The organism is Acinetobacter sp. CAU_H_78 (assembly GCF_058599365.1).
The window spans coordinates 2,415,178-2,431,903 of record NZ_CM178652.1 but is presented as its reverse complement, the minus strand read 5'-3'; the positions used below and the strand labels follow the sequence as shown (position 1 = coordinate 2,431,903).

Below are 16,726 nucleotides of genomic sequence, written 5' to 3'. Positions count from 1 at the left end.
AACTTATTGGGCACATTAGCGAGCCACTCATCTCCCTGAAATCATATGATCGACTTTAAACCCTCCATCAATTTTTGGCACGATTTTAAAAGCAACCAAATTGCCGGGATGTGGTTATTTCTGGGATCTCGGCGTTCGCTGCAACTGGTGCGTCCCTCTATTCTGCAACTGGTATTCTGGGGGATTTTGGGCGGCTGTGCTAACAGTCTCTTTAGCTGGCTCAGTTCTGGTCGTATGGGAGATTTCAACTCTCAAGGTCTCATCAGTTATGCGCTTTGGCCCTTTATTGCCCTGATTGTCGGGATCTTTTTGTCCCAACGGGTGAATAATCCTCGTCTGATGCTGGTACCCGCATTACTCTGGCTGGTGTTGGATACACATATCATGCTGTTCCAGAGCCTGATCCAGTATCTGGGTGATCTGGATTATCTACCTTATATTTTCTATGCCTATATTCCGACCCTATTTGTCATGCTGTTTGTCTGGCAAAGTCTGGCTGTGGTGTGGGTGATTTCACGTGAATTAAAATGGCCGTGGTGGGAGCGGGCACTGATTATGCTGGCTACGCTATTTACTTTAGTGGTGTGGCAGATTTCGGTGAAAGATCAGCCCATCTGGAAAGTTGAAGAAATTCCACCAAGTTTCGCTGAAGATGCTTTCTATGCTCAGCCGATCTTGCTGAACAAGGCACTAGATGCAATTGAATATGGTGAATTTGCACAGTCGCATTGGTACTTTATGGGGGTGGCTGGTGCGAGTTATCAGGATGTGTTCTATTCAGAAATAGAACGGATTAAAAAACAGTTTGATACCCGTTTTGGGACTTTTGGCCGTTCGATTATGCTAGTCAATCATCCGGCAACACGGACTGAAATTCCACTAGCTTCTAAAACCAGCATGGAATTGGCCTTGCGCCGTATTGGTCAGCAGATGAACCGGGAAAGTGATGTGCTGTTCCTGTACATGACCTCACATGGCTTGCCAAATGAATTTGAAATGGAAAATGCACCGCTAGACCTGGCATCAGTCGATCCAAAATGGTTACGTGATACTCTGGATGCCTCAGGTGTGCGTTGGCGAGTGATTGTTATTTCCGCCTGTTTTTCAGGAAGCTTTGCTTCGGCTCTGCAGAATGATAATACCTTGATCATTACTGCTTCTGCTGCTGACCGTCAGTCATTCGGTTGTTCGAACGAAGCTGACTATACTTATTTCGGCCGTGCTTTCTTTGATGAGGCCATGCGTGAAAATAACAGCCTGAAAGCCTCTTTTGAGCAGGCCAAGACTACAGTGGCTAAATGGGAAGCAGCTCAAGGATTTGAACCGTCAGAACCACAATGGGTAATTGGCAAAAACATGGAATTGATGTTGCCACAACTGGAACAGCGTCTTTTCCCTCCAGCGACGACCACTTCAGCATCTCCGTCTGTCGCTTTGACTCCATAAACCAATCTACAACTTTAGAAAATAGAAAAAGGAATGATGATGGAACTGGTACAGAATAATCGAAGCTTTGAGGGTGAACAGCGGATTTATAGCTTTGAGTCTAAAATATTAAAAAAGCCAACCAGATTTGGAATCTTCCTGCCGCCACAAGCTCTGGAAGGGCAGAATTGTCCAGCTTTGTTCTATTTAGCTGGCCTGACCTGTACGGAAGAGACTTTTGCGATCAAGGCACATGCCCAGCGTCTGGCGGCCCAGCTTGGCCTGATTCTGATTACACCTGACACTTCACCACGTGGAGATGATGTTGCCAAAGGTGATCACTGGGATATCGGGCAAGGTGCCGGATTCTATATCAATGCCACTCAAGCACCGTGGGCTGAACATTATCAGATGGAAAGCTTTATCGTCGATGAGTTGTATGAACTGGTGTGTGAAGAATTCGTAGTTCAGGCGGATAAGATTGGGATTTTCGGTCATTCCATGGGTGGACATGGCGCTTTAACTTTGGCTTTTAAATACCCGGAAAAATTCTGTTCAGTTTCGGCATTCGCACCGATTTGTGCACCAAGCCAATGTCCATGGGGTGAAAAGGCATTCTCGAATTATCTGGGTGAAAACCGCGAAGAATGGTTGAAGCATGATGCAACTGCGCTGGTTCAGGAAAAAGGTGCACTGTTTAGCGATATCCTGATTGATCAGGGCTTTTCTGATCAGTTCTATAGCCAGCTGAATCCGGCTTTATTTCAGCAAGCTTGTGATGCCGTGAACCAGAAATTAACCTTACGTGAACATCAGGGTTATGATCATGGTTACTATTTTATTCAAAGCTTTGTAGATGACCATCTACAATTCCATGCCGTGCAATTAAATCCATGAGCCAAGCAGCGAAAGCGAAGCAAACTTAAAAGTACAATGAAACTCCAAAAATAGGTCATATTTTTGGAGTTTTTTATATGAATATCAAATAAATATAATAAAAATGGCATACAAGTTGCTATTCAAAAATTAGGTAGAACCAGTTGCAGTTAAGAACACGATGCACAATAAGCCTGAACCAGAGATTGACCAGCCATCACCTTCATTAGAAAAACACAGCTTCCGATTTCATGGCAGTGCCACGGAATATTTTGGAATCTGGATGGTGAATCTGATGTTAACCATCATTACGCTTACTTTGTATAGCCCGTGGGCAAAGGCACGCCGTATCCGTTATTTCTACGGTAATACCCAATTGTTAAAACATCGCTTTGACTTCATTGCCATGCCAAGCCGAATTCTGCTAGATCGTCTACTGGCATTGGAGTTGTATGTGGTGACAGTGATCTTGACCAATTACTCCATTCTTGCCACCAGTTCATTATTTCTGATTGCTGCGATCTGTCTACCCTGGTTAATTCGGATGACTCTGAAATTTAAGGCCCGGAATAGTAAATATGGTAATGTCCGGTTTCATTTTTGTGGAAGCAATCGGGAAGCCTATAGAGGCTTATGGCTCGCGATATTGATCAATATTTTTACCCTGTTTCTTTTCAGCCCAGTGGTGATCTGGCTATACAAACGTTACTGCTTTAATCATTTATCGATCGGACAACTTCAGTTCAGGCTGGGAATTCAGTGGCCTAAATTTATGTCGGCAGTCTATATCCCCTTATGTCTGTGTCTGCTGATTGGTATCGCATGGAGCGCAGCAATCGTTTACTGGGTCGATTTGATCGGTACAAACCTGTTTACCTTGGGTATTGTATTGTGAGCTATCTGTTTTGTCTGGCCTTGGTCTGGCCGATGATATCTGCACGCTTATATATGTATACCTGGAATCATGTAGAGCTTGGTCAAAGCTACTTTAAAACTCGGGTAACGACATGGCGTTATAGCTGGATTGTACTGAGTAACTGGATTGTGCGTGCACTCAGTTTGGGACTCATGACCCCTTGGGCGAGCATTCGTTTATATGAATATCAACTGGCTAACCTGGAGCTTTATCTGGCAGAGGACGAAACTAATCTAAAAAATATCTTGCAGCGTGATCCAAGTGCTATAGCCGATGAAGTACTGGATATCTTTGATTTCGATGCATCGTTATAGGGGGCAAGTAGGATGAAGCGACCTGTTGAAGTCAGATTTTATGACGGGATTTTGGCTGAAGCTCAGCGTGCATGGATTGTCCCTGATCAGCAACGCGGGATTGCCTTGAAACTCAGTGAAGAAACACCCAAGCAAGTGAGTGAAGCTGAATTTTATTTTACTTATCCTGATATGGCGTATATTGGCGGGGTCGGGGGACGTAAACCGATTATCGAATTACCTGAAGATCGTCGGATTGAATTTTTAACCAAAGCGCCGCATTGGCTGAAGATTAAATCCAAAGAAATCTATCATGCCATATGGAAATTTGAACGTTCTCCACTCCTGATTTTCTTCTCGATGATTATCGTGATATGTGCGGTAATTTTTATTCTTAAATGGGGAATTCCATATACGGCCCAGCAGCTCTCTCGATTACTTCCGGAACAGACCTTGATCGAGGTAGGAAATCAAACTGAGCAGAAATTAATTGAGCAAACTGAGCCATCCAAGCTCTCCGCAGAGCATCAAGCACGTCTAAAAAAACTGTATGAACAGAAAATTGCGGTAGGACAACCTGCAAAGATTATTTTCCGTCAAGGCGGAGAAACCATGGGGCTTAATGCAGCTGCAATTCCGAACAATACCATTATCGTTACCGATGAACTGGTCAAGCTCAGCGGTGTAGATGAAGAAGTCCTTGCAGTACTGGCGCATGAACAAGGACATCTGGTACAAAAACATAGCATGCAAAAAGTGATTTCCAACCTGGGTGCAGCAGGACTATTTGCCTTGGTAACAGGAGATTTAAGTGATGTGGTGGCGGCATCTATAGCGGTACTCGCCGATGCGGGATATTCACAGACGCTTGAACTTGCTGCGGATGATTATGCCATGCAACATTTGCATCAACAGCAGATCTCCAGTATTCATTTGTCGAACTTTTTGCAGCGGGTTGAAAACGCTAGAATCCTGGCAGAGCAGAATAAAACGATAAAAATGAAAAACTTTACCCTGAATATTGATGGAAAAGAACGGCAAATCACAGAGTCTGAGCTGAAATGGTTGCGTTTGATGGGAAAACTCAAAAAATATCTCGAATCACATCCCAAACTGGGCGAAAGAATTAAACGTATTCATGCATTTGAAGAAAAAATGAGTCAACCTGTTTAGCCCTGATATTGAGTATAAAAATTCATATCTCTATATCCTGAGGATCGAGGCGTGTTTAGCCTCGATTTTTTATTGATGGAGATGCGAGTTTTCCTGTCTCAATCAATCATTTTCATCCAAGTCTAGTGATGTTAAGCATAAATACTGTCCAGCGTTACATAGCATTGTATTCACATAACATCCAAGTCACAGTAGCAGGACTGGATTTGGTATAATGAGAAAAATCCAATTTCACTTAGCCAGGTCCTTTCATGTCCAAGCCTTATTTAATTGCACCTTCTATTTTGTCTGCCGACTTTGCCCGTTTAGGTGAAGAAGTTGAAAATGTACTTCAGGCCGGTGCAGACGTTGTGCATTTCGATGTTATGGATAATCACTATGTACCCAATTTAACCTTTGGCGCAGGTGTATGTAAGGCATTGAAAAAATATGGTATTCAGGCACCTATTGATGTACATCTTATGGTGAAACCTGTAGATCGCATGATTGGTGACTTTCTGGAAGCAGGCGCAGATATTATTACGTTTCATCCGGAAGCATCTGATCATATTGACCGTTCTTTACAGTTGATCAAATCGGGTGGTGCTAAAGCCGGTCTGGTATTTAATCCAGCGACACCATTGCATTATCTGGATTATGTACTGGATAAGGTTGATCAGGTATTGCTAATGAGTGTGAACCCTGGCTTTGGCGGACAGAAATTCATTCCAATGACTTTGGATAAATTACGTCAAGCGCGCAAGATCATTGATGCTTCAGGTTGTGATATCCGTTTAGAAGTAGATGGCGGTGTAGGACCAGCAAATATTCGTGAAATTGCAGAAGCTGGTGCAGATATGTTTGTGGCTGGTTCAGCGATTTTTGGTAAGCCGGATTATAAAGCTGTGATTGATGAAATGCGTAGTGAGCTGGCTAAAGTCGGTCAAATCCAGCTTTAATCTCTAAAATGTTTAAGGTGCATAAATCTGTGGATAACTTTATGGATAAGTGTGTAGATATCTATGTTGATAACCATATGGATATGTTGCATATTTTGTAATCGTTTGTAGCTTGATTGATTGCATCTTAGACAAAATTTGTATAAAAAGAACTCAATTGGAGTTCTTTTTATATATGTCAGCCCTTGATTTTAGTGATCGTTTATTCATCAAAGGTTAATAATCAAGCCAAACAAAAAGTGATCAATGGGTCTTAGTTCTGTGTTTCATTGTGTAAGATCTTCACGCTATTTTTAAATTTAATTCATGTGCATAACTTAATAATATGGACTTATTCCTTGTTTGTTTTTCTTACTCAAGTCTCTGTAATGCCATAACACGATGTCCCATGTTGGCGTTCCTTAAGATAGGCTGAAATCTTCAAGTTGTCCTGAGCATTTGAGTAAGACATGGTTAAGTTAATTCTCATTCAGTCAAATTTTGTAAACGGCAGTTTGGTTTTGTCGTCTGTTTTATAAGATATTTATTTTTTTAGGAGGAACGACCTCCCTTGTTGATTAAATTTATAATATTCAACAAGAAAAATCGTCAGGACGGCCTGACTCTGTTAATCGGGAGGAAGGCAATATGGCCTGGATTATACTTGTATTTGCTGGGCTATTTGAGATTGTCTGGGCCTATTCCATGAAGCTCTCAGAGGGTTTTACCAAACTCACGCCGAGTATTTTTACGATTGTTTTTATGGTGCTCAGTTTTGTATTGTTGGCCTATGCCATGCGTACTTTGCCTTTAGGGACTGCCTATACCATCTGGACGGGCATTGGCGCAGTTGGCTCATTTCTGGTCGGTGTTATAGTTTTAGGTGAACCTGCTTCTGCTATGCGTATGCTGGCTGCGGTGCTGATTATTTCCGGACTTGTTTTGATGAAATTATCCTCCTCCTAAGAGCTGTTGAGCAGTTCTGATTTCGAGTAAAATAAAAACTGGCAAGCTTGATTCTGTAGGAGTAGGGCCATGCAACTCAGTTATATTTATATGGACTCGCCTGTAGGACAGTTGCAGTTGGTCGCCAATGAAACAGCACTGGTGGCTGTACTCTGGGATTGTGAAAAACCGAATCGGGTCAGGTTGGCAACTCTGGTAGAAGATCCACAGCATCCTGTGTTGATAGAAGCTCGGTGTCAGCTTCAGGAATATTTTGCCGGTCAACGCAGTGTTTTTGAGTTGCCTTTAGACTTTGCTGGTACTGATTTTCAGAAAAAAGTCTGGCAGGCTTTGCTGAATATTCCTTATGGACAGACCCGAAGTTACCGGGAAATCGCTGAACAGGTCGGTAATGTTAAAGCAGTGCGCGCCGTGGGCGCTGCCAATGGTAAAAATCCGATCTCGATTATTGCACCTTGTCATCGGGTGGTTGGCAGTAGCGGTAAGCTGGTAGGCTTTGCAGGCGGTTTGGATAAAAAAGAAATTCTGTTAAATATTGAGCGAACCCATTAAGATCAAAATCATAAAATTAATGAAAATTAAAATATGGATCAGTTCGCAACACAAATCTTAGGCCAACTCTGGTCGAGTTTATGGTGGGTTCTTCTACTTTTTATTGGTTTGATCGTTTTTAAGTTATTTAAACCATTTTTAAAAGGAAAGCTGGGAGAATTCGCTGTTACCACGCATGTCAAACTTTATCTGAAAGACCCTGAGTATCGGTTATTAAACGATTTGACTCTTCCAGATGGAGAAGGGAGCACAACACAAATTGATCATCTCTTATTAAGTCCTTATGGCCTGTTTGTGATTGAAACCAAAAACTATAAAGGCTGGATCTTTGGTGGAGAGCGACAAAAAACCTGGACGCAAAAACTTTATAAAAATAGCTATAAATTTCAAAATCCGATTCATCAGAATTATAAGCACATCAAAGTTCTGGAGCAGTTGCTGGTTGATATTATTGAGCCAGCCCAGCTGCATTCTGTGATTGTATTTATGCCAGATGCGGTATTCAAAACTCCAATGCCGAATTATGTATTTCGAGGCGCAGGTTGGACAGATTATGTAAAAAGCTTTAATCAGCGAGTTATTTCTGACACCAAGATTAAACGTATCCAGATTCGCTTGGAGAAGGAAGTACTAGAAAGATCATGGAAAACCAATCGTGAACATGTCGCAAATTTAAACAGGCGGCAATCCGAACAGAAAAGCCTTTGAATCATTCAAAGGCTTTTTTTCTTAATTTTTCGAGGCTTTTAGCTTTTCAGTAATTTCAACCAGCTGTTTAATCCGTTTAACCTCATCCCAGAGTGCTTTAGCTTCAGGATAATGCTTGGACATCATCCCCAGCCATTGTTTGTAACGGCCGACCATATTCATTTCCCTTTTATAAGAACCATTCAGGAAACGGATTTGCAGTTCAAGCAGCTCATTCCAGGTGATAAGCGGCTCATCAGAATTCTGGCGAATACATTGGGTCAGATCAGGTGTAGTGACCGCACCACGGCCAATCATCAAGTCTTCACAGCCTGATTCTAGCTGACATTGCTTGGCATCGGTATTGGTCCAGATTTCACCATTGGCAATGACATTGATCTTTAAGGCTTCACGAATTGGTTGCAGCTGATCCCAGAAGGCTGGCGGAGTATAGCCATCGGCCTTGGTCCGTGCATGGACAGTAACCCAGGCCGCTCCAGCATCTTCAATGGCATGTGCATTTTCCATCATGAAGTTGCGATCCATATAACCCAGACGCATTTTCGCCGAAACCGGGATATGTGCAGGCACTGCATCACGAACAGCTTTGACCAATTCATAGACGACTTCAGGTTCATCTAAAAGCACTGAACCACCACGATGACGATTCACGGTTTTGGCTGGACAGCCGAAATTCATGTCAATTGCAGGCGCGCCCATGGCAGCGACTTTCACTGCATTGGCTGCCAGCATTTCCGGGTTATTTCCCAGGAACTGTACATGCACCGGCGTACCGGCAGCAGTTTTGCCGTCATTTAACAGTTCAGGGCAGTAGGTGTGGTAGATATGATCCGGCAGCACCGAATCCGTGACACGAATAAACTCGGTTACACACCAGTCGAAGCTCCCGACGGATGTCAGTACATCACGCATAATCGGGTCTGTTAAGCCTTCCATGGGTGCAAGAACAAGTTTCAACGGTCAACACCTGTTAATTCGAAAAACGGTGTTATACGGCTTTTTGGCGGGAAAGTCCAGGCAGTTTAATTTTCATATGAATTGCATAAAAAGATTGATGGTGAATGAGTACTTATTGGTCTTTTGTGATCTAAATAAAAAAACCTTAAATCGGCTGATTTAAGGTTTGGATTTCAATCTTAAAAATCTAATATTGTCTTAATCGACCAGTTTTTCGACTTTCATACTTTCACGATAATACTGACAGCCTTTATAGAGCAGGAATACACCGATTACACCAGCTACAGCATTGACGATAGAAATCGAGTTACCCACCATTAAGGTATTTTCATAATATCGGTCTGTAATCAGCGCCACCGCAGTTGTACCCACACCAAGTGCAATCAGGTTAGAAATCAACAGGAATTTGGCTGATACCTGAGAGCGCAACTGGTTCGGTGTCAGCATCTGGGTAGCAGCGGCTGATGCCGGAATCGGGAAGGTCGAAAAGAACATCGCCACAAAGATCAGTGCGAATGAAAGCTGCATATTGTCGACCTGAGTAAATAGCACACTTGGAATGATCAGGGCAGCACAGCCAATTGCACCGGCACGGATCGCTGCATCGCTATAGCCACGTTTAGAAAAGAAGTCGATGAGCCAGCCACAGAATAGCGCACCTGAAGTATTTGCGACAAGAATAATACTTCCAAGAATATATCCGGTCTGGCTTGCATCTAGACCAAAGTGACGCATGTAGTAGGCCGGTGCCCAGCCGAGCAGGGAATACAGCATCATGGTGTAGAAAGAGAAGCCAATAAAATGACAGAAGAAAGTTTTTTTATGGGTTTTGATAAAACCAATCGAATTCTTAAAAGATGCTTTCACTGCGACACCATTCGCATCCATTTTGAGACCTTTACGTTCTGGTTCACGTACGGTCAGAATCATCAGCAATGCCAGCAATACACCCGGTAAACCGACAATCATAAAGGTCAGCTGCCAGGTCTTGATCTCACCAATTACCGGTAAAGTAATGAAGCTGACATCCTTGAGCAGACCAATGACATAACCACCGATCAGGAAAGCCAGTCCCGAACCGATAAAGGCACCAATGGCATAAACACCCAGCGCACGGCCCAGTTTATGTTTCGGGAATAGATCCGCCACAATGGAATAAAAGGCAGGGGAAAGTGCTGCTTCACCTGCACCGACACTGAGGCGAGCCAGGAACATCTGGATAAAGTTTTTGCTGAGACCACAGGCTGCAGTTGCCAGACTCCAGAAGGCAATCCCGACTGAAATAATTTTCACACGGGATTTCTTGTCGGCCAGTGCGGCAATTGGTACGCCCATAAAGGCATAAAACAGGGAAAAGGCCAGACCCTGTAACAGGCTGAACTGGGTATCACTCAGCATTAGGTCGGCCTTAATCGGCTCAATCATCAAAGATAAAATCTGGCGGTCTACAAAAGACAGAATGTAAGCCACCATACAGATGATCACCACATACCATTGATAGCTGCTACGTTCTGGAGCTGCTGGTGGAATTTCTGTAGCTACCTGTTCGGGGATAGGCGTAGTAATTTTTAGATGAGAATCGAGTGGTTGGACGTCATTGTCAACCTTGTCTATGACCAATGTTTTTTCATTCATCATGCAACATCCTGTGCAAGTTATAGTGATTGGCTTATTTGATACAATTTTAATTATTTTTATTTTTTAAATGTATCAATTAATCTAATCTAGGAGTAATTTGCACAGCCGTCAATATGTCTGGATTAAAAAGATACAATTATTTTTAAAAGAATAAAAAAGGGAATCAAATATATTCCCTTCTTACTTTAAGTGTCTGAAAATATTTGTTAAGCAGCTTTTTCTACTAGCGTCAGGATGTCATAGGTCGCGACCAGTTCATTGCGCTGGTTTTTCACCTTGATGTCCCAAACCACGACACCATGCGGTTTTTGCTCATCACGCAGTGGTTTTGGTGTTTTCTGCTTGCAGGTCAGTTCTACCTGAATAGTATCACCAATTTTCACCGGTTCTACGAAGCGCAGGTTATCCATACCGTAGTTGGCAATAACCGGACCTGGAGCAGCATCAACAAACAGGCCAGCAGCGGCAGAAACAATGAAGTAGCCATGTGCGACGCGTTCACCGAACAGGGATTCTGCAGCCGCAATCTTGTCCATATGGGCATAGAAGTAATCACCACTTAAACCACCAAAGTTGACAATATCAGCTTCAGTAATGGTACGGCGTGCAGTCAGCAGGCGCTCACCGATACGCAATTCATCAAAAGATTTCTTGAATGGGTGTACGCGGTCTTCAAATACCTCAGCACCTGCGGTCCAGCTATGACCGACCTGAGTCAGCGCATTTGGTGAGCCTTGAATAGCAGTACGCTGCATATAGTGTTTCACTGCACGCAGGCCACCGAGTTCCTCACCACCGCCAGCACGCCCCGGACCACCATGCACTAACAATGGCAGTGGTGAACCATGACCGGTACTTTCCTTGGCGCTTTCACGGTCCAGAATATGCACACGACCATGCCAAGGCGCGATCTTGCTGAGTAGCTGTTCAATATTTTCATCATGGTTACGCACAATTGAAGCAACCAGACTTCCTTCACCACGAGCTACTAATGTTGCCAGTTGTGGCAGGTCACTATACGGCATCAGTGTAACCACTGGGCCAAAGGCTTCGATATTGTGAATCTGCTGGGCCTGAACTGGATCTTTACATAACAGCACTGTTGGCGGATAGAAAGCAGATTTTTCTGGGTGTGCGACCTGGATGCTAAAATCCTGGCGTAGGTGGCTACCCATGATGATTTCAGCTTCCTGTGCCAGTTGTTCTACCTTAGCAGCAACATCATGCTTCTGTTTGACGCTGGCCAGAGCTCCCATGGTCACACCATCCTGTGCGGGATCACCGATGACCACTTTCTGCAGTTTTTCAGTCAGGCGTTGCTGTACGGTATCGAGTAATTCTGCTGGCACAAAGGCACGACGAATTGCAGTACATTTTTGTCCGGCCTTGGTCGTCATTTCACGGAAGACTTCACGCACAAACAGGTCAATGGTTTCATCATTGGCTTGCTGGGTCAGGATGGCGCTGTTCACCGAGTCGGCTTCCATGCTGAATGGAATAGAGTGGGCATTCAGGTGTGGATGCGCACGCAGTTTCTGGCCGGTAGCAGCTGAACCTGTGAAGGTTACCGTATCCTGTGCATTCAGGTGATCAAACAGGTCGTAAGTCTGTCCGCAGATCAGCTGCAGAGCACCTTCTGGCAGTAAATTACTGGCTAAAATGTCTTTAACGACTGCATGTGTCAGTTCTGCGCCTTCTGTTGCCGGTTTCACAATACATGGCACACCGGCTAGTAGAGTAGGTGCAATTTTTTCCAGCATGCCCCAGATTGGGAAGTTAAATGCATTGATATGCACTGCTACACCGGCTTTCGGGCTCAGAATATGTTTGGCACCAAAGCTGCCCTGTTTGGACAGTGGAATCCAAGCATCTTCTACCAGCGCCGTTTCATCGCTAAGTTCACGGCGAACCAGACTTGAATAGGCAAACAGGGTGCCGATCCCACCTTCAATATCAATCCAGGCATCTTTGCGGGTACAGCCAGTTGCGGCTGCTAGGCGGTAATAATCTTCCTTACGTTCCAGTAAATATTGCGCCACCTGTTTCAGAGCATTAGCACGCTGGTGGAAAGTCCAGTGGGCAATGACAGCACCTTTCTGTTTGGCATATTGCACTACGTTATGCATGTCGATGCCGTGGCTGCTGACCTGATAAATTGCTTCACCGCTAATGGCGTGATAGACCGTACGCAAGTCATTTTGTGCGCTATGTTCACCACCTAAAACTAGTGAACTCAATACTTTAACTTTAGCTGAGTAATGCGCCTGTGTGTTGTCCTGAAGATCCGTGCTCTGGGTCGTGCTGTCCAGTTCCAACATTGTATAACTCCATTTATGATACGTTGTTGAGTTTATTTTTACTTTTGATGTTTCATAAATTGCAATCAAAAAGCTTAAATGTCAATCATAATCCGCTAACAAAAAAGTAACTTTCATCTAATTAAAAAATTAAAAATAATAAAAACAATAACTTAATAAAAAATACTTTTAAAAAATATATGATACTTAAAAAATAGTATTGATTTTATATTTGTATCGTTTTAATTTGAGTGTATCAGCACTTGGGATAAGTGAGACAAACATGAATAAGCAACAACAAACATTCGATCAGAAGATAGAGCAGGACATTTCTATTGAAGCGAAGGACTGGATGCCGGATGCCTATAGAAAGACCCTGATCCGCCAGATTGGCCAGCATGGACATTCAGAAGTGATTGGCATGCTGCCAGAAGGTAACTGGATTACCCGCGCACCGACCTTGAAACGTAAAGCGGTATTGCTGGCTAAAGTACAAGATGAAGCAGGGCATGGCCTGTACCTCTACAGCGCAGCCGAAACGCTTGGTGCAGACCGTGATGACATGATGGAAAAGCTGATTGCTGGCCGCATGAAATACTCCTCCATTTTTAACTATCCAACTCTGACCTGGGCAGATGTGGCTGCGATTGGCTGGCTGGTAGATGGGGCGGCAATCGTCAACCAGGTGGCGTTGTGTCGTACATCCTATGGTCCTTATGCACGTGCCATGGTGCGTATCTGTAAAGAAGAAAGTTTCCATCAGCGTCAAGGTTTTGAAGCCATGATGCAACTGGCACAAGGTACACCAGAACAGAAACAGATGGCACAAGATGCAGTGAACCGTTTCTGGTGGCCGGCACTGATGATGTTTGGTCCAAGTGATGACAATTCTCCAAACAGTGCACAAAGCATGCAGTGGAAAATCAAATTATTCAGTAATGATGCATTGCGTCAGAAATTCGTCGACAACACCGTACCGCAAGTATTGCAGCTTGGCCTGACTGTGCCGGACCCAGATCTGAAGTTTAATGAAGAAACAGGCCACTATGAATTTGGCGAAGTGAACTGGGATGAGTTCTTTGACGTGCTGGCAGGTAAAGGCCCATGCAACCACGAGCGTATTGAAGCACGTCGTAAGGCTTGGGAAGACGGCAAATGGGTACGTGAATCAGCAGCAGTTTATGCCAGCAAGCAACAGCAGCAGTCAGACAATAGAAAAATCGCTTAAGGCAACGGAATAGCACAAGGATATGCAAATGAACAAGAATAACTGGTCTTTATACGAAGTATTTATTCGCAGCAAACAGGGTCTGAGCCACCGCCATGTCGGCAGCCTGCGCGCCCCTGATGATGAAATTGCCCTGCAAAATGCCCGTGATGTCTATACCCGCCGCAATGAAGGTGTAAGTATCTGGGTTGTGAAATCTGAACTGATTACCTCATCTCAACCAGATGAAAAATCAGAGTTTTTTGATCCCTCATTGAACAAGGTCTACCGTCATCCGACTTTCTATCACATTCCAGATGGCATCGAGCACATGTAAGGTAGAGGAAAGAATAATGACAAATCAGGTATTGGCACAATTTTTACTTCATGTTGGCGACAGCCAGCTCATCCTTTCACACCGTCTGGCAGAGTGGTGCGGTCATGCACCGGAGCTAGAGCTGGATATTGCATTGGCAAATATCGGTTTGGACCTGTTAGGTCAGGCACGTACCGCATTGAGCCTAGCCGGTGAAATTGAAGGGCAAGGTCGTGATGAAGATAAACTGGCCTATTTCCGTACCGAGCGTGAATACCGTAACTTACTGCTATGCGAACAGCCAAATAATGACTTCGGTCAAACTATCGTACGTCAGTGGTTGATGGATCATTACCATGCTTTGCTGTTTGCAGCACTGAGCAATAGCAGGAATGAAGAGATTTCCTCATTCGCCATCAAATCACTGAAAGAAGTGAAATACCATTTGCGTTTTTCAACCTCATGGATGGAACGCCTGAGCTTAGGTACAGCAGAAGCTCATGAAAAAATCCAGAATGGTCTGAATCAGCTATGGCGTTTTACCGAAGAGTTGTTCAGCCTGAGTGCAGATGAACGTCAGCTGGTTGATGCTCACCTGATTCCGGATCTGGAACTGCTGAAACCGAAATGGTTGGAAACCATATCTGCTGAGTTGCAACGTTTTGAACTGAGCTTGCCAGAAAGTGGTGCTTACCGTAGTGGCGCCAAGCAGGGACTACATACCGAACATCTGGGTTATGTACTGGCGGAACTGCAATATATGCAGCGCAGCTATCCAGGCATGAACTGGTAAATCCAGCACATCACAGGGAGTGAGTGGCATGAACTTGATTAGACATGTAGAAGATCAATGCTGGGAGGTCCTGGCCCAGGTTTCCGATCCGGAAATTCCAGTCCTGTCAGTCCTCGACCTGGGCATGATTCGCGGGGTCGAGATCAACCCGCAGGATGAAATCATCGTCCGATTGACCCCTACCTATAGTGGCTGTCCGGCAACCGATCTGCTCAAGGCCGAGATCACCCAGGCATTTGAAGCGCACGAGCTGACGCCAGTCAAAGTGGTGGTCGATCTGTCAGAAGCCTGGACCACTGACTGGATGAGTGAGCAAGGCAAACAGAAGCTGCAGCAATATGGTATTGCTCCACCTAAAGGTGAATCGAATAGCTGCGGCACTCATGTTGCACTCAGTGATGGTATCCAGTGTCCACATTGCCATAGCCATCACACCCGACTACTCAGTGAATTCAGTTCAACCGCTTGCAAGGCGCTGTACAAATGTCAGGAATGCCTGGAGCCGTTTGACTATTTTAAATGTATTTAAGGGCTTAAGCGCACAAGCCATAACAATAAAGCGTGAGATCGCCACAGCTTAAGAAGGATTTTGAAATGAGCCAGTTTATTCCGTTAACCATTAAATCGATTCAGCCTCAGACTGAACAGGCAATTTGCATTGCTTTTGAACTGAGTCCGGAACATGCCGAAAATTTTCAGTATCAGCCGGGCCAACACCTAACAATCCGTCATCTAACAGAACAGGAAGAATTGCGCCGTTGCTATTCGATCTGTAGCGATAGTGATGAAGACATGAGTATTGCGATCAAGAAAATTGATCAGGGTCAGTTCTCGACCTGGGCTAATCAAAACCTGAAAGTGGGTGATGTACTGGAAGTAATGCCACCACAAGGTGTGTTTTTCCAGAAAGCGGCCAAGACTGGTGGCAAACACTATCTCGGTTTTGCTGCAGGTAGTGGTATTACGCCAATTCTGTCTATTGTCAAATCAGTTTTGAACCGTCAGAAAGATGCCACTTTTACCCTGGTTTATGGTAACCGTTCCTGGAAACAGACCATGTTCTCTGAACAAATCATGGATCTGAAAGACCGTTTTAAGGAACGCCTACAACTGATCAACATTTTCTCGCGTGAACTGAATGACAGCGAGATTTTCAATGGTCGTATTGATGCAGAAAAACTACAGCAGCTATTCCAGGCGGGCCTGATTCCAGCAGAAACTGATCACTGCTTCGCCTGCGGTCCTGAAGAAATGATGAATGCGGTAGAAACCGTATTGCCAACCGTCGGGATTGAACGTAACAAGATTCACACCGAACGCTTCAATACCGGTACTGCACCAAAAGCCTCTGCGCAGCAGATCGAAAGCCGTACCGAGGAAAAGGTTAACATCGTTCTGGATGGTCGTGAGCTGATCATTGAGGTGTCCAAACAGGATGACAGCATTCTGGATGCGGCTTTACGCGCTGGTGCGGATCTGCCATATGCCTGCAAGGGCGGGGTATGTGCAACCTGTAAATGCAAGGTGTTACAGGGTGAAGTGGAAATGGCAATCAACTATAGCCTGGAAGAAGAAGAAATCCAGAAAGGTTATGTGCTGAGCTGTCAGGCGCGTCCAACCACTCAAAATGTTCGTCTCAGTTTCGATGAGTAAAGATTTTAAATTAAGCACCATGCAAATAAATGCATGAAC

Annotated in this window: 17 protein-coding genes; 14 read left to right on the top strand and 3 right to left on the bottom strand. The window is 44.3% G+C overall.

The genetic code is table 11. The features are described from left to right. Nucleotides 1-45 precede the first annotated feature (45 nt). The 9 genes from AC4MCD_RS11570 to AC4MCD_RS11530 all read left to right on the top strand — a co-directional run bounded on the left by AC4MCD_RS11570 (nt 46) and on the right by AC4MCD_RS11530 (nt 7,826). A complete protein-coding gene (locus AC4MCD_RS11570; protein WP_166136755.1) occupies nt 46-1,446 on the top strand; it encodes a C13 family peptidase in 1,401 nt (466 codons plus the stop codon). 39 nt (nt 1,447-1,485) lie between these two features. Next, nucleotides 1,486-2,322 carry an S-formylglutathione hydrolase gene (fghA, locus tag AC4MCD_RS11565; protein ID WP_005234179.1) on the top strand — a complete coding sequence of 279 codons (837 nt, stop codon included), beginning with the start codon at nt 1,486-1,488 and terminating at the stop codon, nt 2,320-2,322. A gap of 160 nt (nt 2,323-2,482) precedes the next feature. Further along, complete coding sequence (locus tag AC4MCD_RS11560; RefSeq protein WP_491876150.1) at nt 2,483-3,196, top strand: DUF898 family protein; 714 nt, start codon at nt 2,483-2,485, stop codon at nt 3,194-3,196. Then, on the top strand, nt 3,193-3,531 hold the full coding sequence (locus AC4MCD_RS11555; protein ID WP_491876149.1) for a DUF898 family protein: 339 nt from the start codon (nt 3,193-3,195) through the stop codon (nt 3,529-3,531). The genes AC4MCD_RS11560 and AC4MCD_RS11555 overlap by 4 nt, the downstream gene beginning before the upstream one ends. Nucleotides 3,532-3,543: 12 nt before the next feature. After that, nucleotides 3,544-4,683 (top strand): M48 family metallopeptidase, encoded by a 1,140-nt coding sequence (locus tag AC4MCD_RS11550; RefSeq protein ID WP_491876148.1) that lies wholly within the window; start codon nt 3,544-3,546, stop codon nt 4,681-4,683. Between the two features lie 251 nt (nt 4,684-4,934). Then, nucleotides 4,935-5,621, top strand: coding sequence for a ribulose-phosphate 3-epimerase (gene rpe, locus AC4MCD_RS11545; protein WP_491876147.1), 687 nt, complete (start codon nt 4,935-4,937; stop codon nt 5,619-5,621). 627 nt (nt 5,622-6,248) lie between these two features. Continuing rightward, complete coding sequence (gene sugE / locus AC4MCD_RS11540; RefSeq protein ID WP_034170625.1) at nt 6,249-6,566, top strand: quaternary ammonium compound efflux SMR transporter SugE; 318 nt, start codon at nt 6,249-6,251, stop codon at nt 6,564-6,566. A gap of 69 nt (nt 6,567-6,635) precedes the next feature. Then, nucleotides 6,636-7,118 (top strand): methylated-DNA--[protein]-cysteine S-methyltransferase, encoded by a 483-nt coding sequence (locus tag AC4MCD_RS11535; RefSeq protein ID WP_491876146.1) that lies wholly within the window; start codon nt 6,636-6,638, stop codon nt 7,116-7,118. 33 nt (nt 7,119-7,151) lie between these two features. Continuing rightward, nucleotides 7,152-7,826, top strand: a complete 675-nt coding sequence (locus AC4MCD_RS11530; RefSeq protein WP_491876145.1) for a nuclease-related domain-containing protein — start codon at nt 7,152-7,154, stop codon at nt 7,824-7,826. Between the two features lie 21 nt (nt 7,827-7,847). Here the strand turns inward: AC4MCD_RS11530 and AC4MCD_RS11525 are convergent, their stop codons facing one another. From AC4MCD_RS11525 to paaZ, 3 genes are all read right to left on the bottom strand, one after another. Continuing rightward, a complete protein-coding gene (locus AC4MCD_RS11525; RefSeq protein ID WP_491876144.1) occupies nt 7,848-8,783 on the bottom strand; it encodes a tRNA dihydrouridine synthase in 936 nt (311 codons plus the stop codon). 198 nt (nt 8,784-8,981) lie between these two features. Further along, nucleotides 8,982-10,421 carry a spinster family MFS transporter gene (locus tag AC4MCD_RS11520; RefSeq protein ID WP_491876143.1) on the bottom strand — a complete coding sequence of 480 codons (1,440 nt, stop codon included), beginning with the start codon at nt 10,419-10,421 and terminating at the stop codon, nt 8,982-8,984. A gap of 206 nt (nt 10,422-10,627) precedes the next feature. Then, nucleotides 10,628-12,739 (bottom strand): phenylacetic acid degradation bifunctional protein PaaZ, encoded by a 2,112-nt coding sequence (paaZ, locus tag AC4MCD_RS11515; protein ID WP_419365661.1) that lies wholly within the window; start codon nt 12,737-12,739, stop codon nt 10,628-10,630. A 262-nt stretch (nt 12,740-13,001) separates the two neighbouring features. Between paaZ and paaA the strand changes: the two genes are divergently transcribed. The 5 genes from paaA to paaE all read left to right on the top strand — a co-directional run bounded on the left by paaA (nt 13,002) and on the right by paaE (nt 16,687). Next, nucleotides 13,002-13,946 (top strand): 1,2-phenylacetyl-CoA epoxidase subunit PaaA, encoded by a 945-nt coding sequence (paaA, locus tag AC4MCD_RS11510; RefSeq protein ID WP_419374974.1) that lies wholly within the window; start codon nt 13,002-13,004, stop codon nt 13,944-13,946. 28 nt (nt 13,947-13,974) lie between these two features. Next, nucleotides 13,975-14,262: a 1,2-phenylacetyl-CoA epoxidase subunit PaaB gene (gene paaB / locus AC4MCD_RS11505; RefSeq protein WP_004783374.1), complete on the top strand. Its 288-nt coding sequence runs from the start codon at nt 13,975-13,977 to the stop codon at nt 14,260-14,262. Between the two features lie 16 nt (nt 14,263-14,278). Further along, nucleotides 14,279-15,034, top strand: coding sequence for a 1,2-phenylacetyl-CoA epoxidase subunit PaaC (gene paaC / locus AC4MCD_RS11500; RefSeq protein ID WP_419374975.1), 756 nt, complete (start codon nt 14,279-14,281; stop codon nt 15,032-15,034). A 28-nt stretch (nt 15,035-15,062) separates the two neighbouring features. Next, entirely contained in the window at nt 15,063-15,563 is a 501-nt protein-coding gene (gene paaD / locus AC4MCD_RS11495; RefSeq protein WP_419365658.1) for a 1,2-phenylacetyl-CoA epoxidase subunit PaaD, read from the top strand. Nucleotides 15,564-15,628: 65 nt separating this feature from the next. Next, on the top strand, nt 15,629-16,687 hold the full coding sequence (paaE, locus tag AC4MCD_RS11490; protein WP_419365657.1) for a 1,2-phenylacetyl-CoA epoxidase subunit PaaE: 1,059 nt from the start codon (nt 15,629-15,631) through the stop codon (nt 16,685-16,687). Nucleotides 16,688-16,726: the final 39 nt, after the last annotated feature.

Bases quoted from the DNA above. Each gene is read 5' to 3' on its own strand.
- AC4MCD_RS11570 (WP_166136755.1), top strand. From the start codon at position 46: ATGATCGACTTTAAACCCTCCATCAATTTTTGGCACGATTTTAAAAGC.
- fghA (WP_005234179.1), top strand. From the start codon at position 1,486: ATGGAACTGGTACAGAATAATCGAAGCTTTGAGGGTGAACAGCGGATT.
- AC4MCD_RS11560 (WP_491876150.1), top strand. From the start codon at position 2,483: ATGCACAATAAGCCTGAACCAGAGATTGACCAGCCATCACCTTCATTA.
- AC4MCD_RS11550 (WP_491876148.1), top strand. From the start codon at position 3,544: ATGAAGCGACCTGTTGAAGTCAGATTTTATGACGGGATTTTGGCTGAA.
- rpe (WP_491876147.1), top strand. From the start codon at position 4,935: ATGTCCAAGCCTTATTTAATTGCACCTTCTATTTTGTCTGCCGACTTT.
- sugE (WP_034170625.1), top strand. From the start codon at position 6,249: ATGGCCTGGATTATACTTGTATTTGCTGGGCTATTTGAGATTGTCTGG.
- AC4MCD_RS11535 (WP_491876146.1), top strand. From the start codon at position 6,636: ATGCAACTCAGTTATATTTATATGGACTCGCCTGTAGGACAGTTGCAG.
- AC4MCD_RS11530 (WP_491876145.1), top strand. From the start codon at position 7,152: ATGGATCAGTTCGCAACACAAATCTTAGGCCAACTCTGGTCGAGTTTA.
- AC4MCD_RS11520 (WP_491876143.1), bottom strand. From the start codon at position 10,421: ATGATGAATGAAAAAACATTGGTCATAGACAAGGTTGACAATGACGTC.
- paaZ (WP_419365661.1), bottom strand. From the start codon at position 12,739: ATGTTGGAACTGGACAGCACGACCCAGAGCACGGATCTTCAGGACAAC.
- paaA (WP_419374974.1), top strand. From the start codon at position 13,002: ATGAATAAGCAACAACAAACATTCGATCAGAAGATAGAGCAGGACATT.
- paaB (WP_004783374.1), top strand. From the start codon at position 13,975: ATGAACAAGAATAACTGGTCTTTATACGAAGTATTTATTCGCAGCAAA.
- paaC (WP_419374975.1), top strand. From the start codon at position 14,279: ATGACAAATCAGGTATTGGCACAATTTTTACTTCATGTTGGCGACAGC.
- paaD (WP_419365658.1), top strand. From the start codon at position 15,063: ATGAACTTGATTAGACATGTAGAAGATCAATGCTGGGAGGTCCTGGCC.
- paaE (WP_419365657.1), top strand. From the start codon at position 15,629: ATGAGCCAGTTTATTCCGTTAACCATTAAATCGATTCAGCCTCAGACT.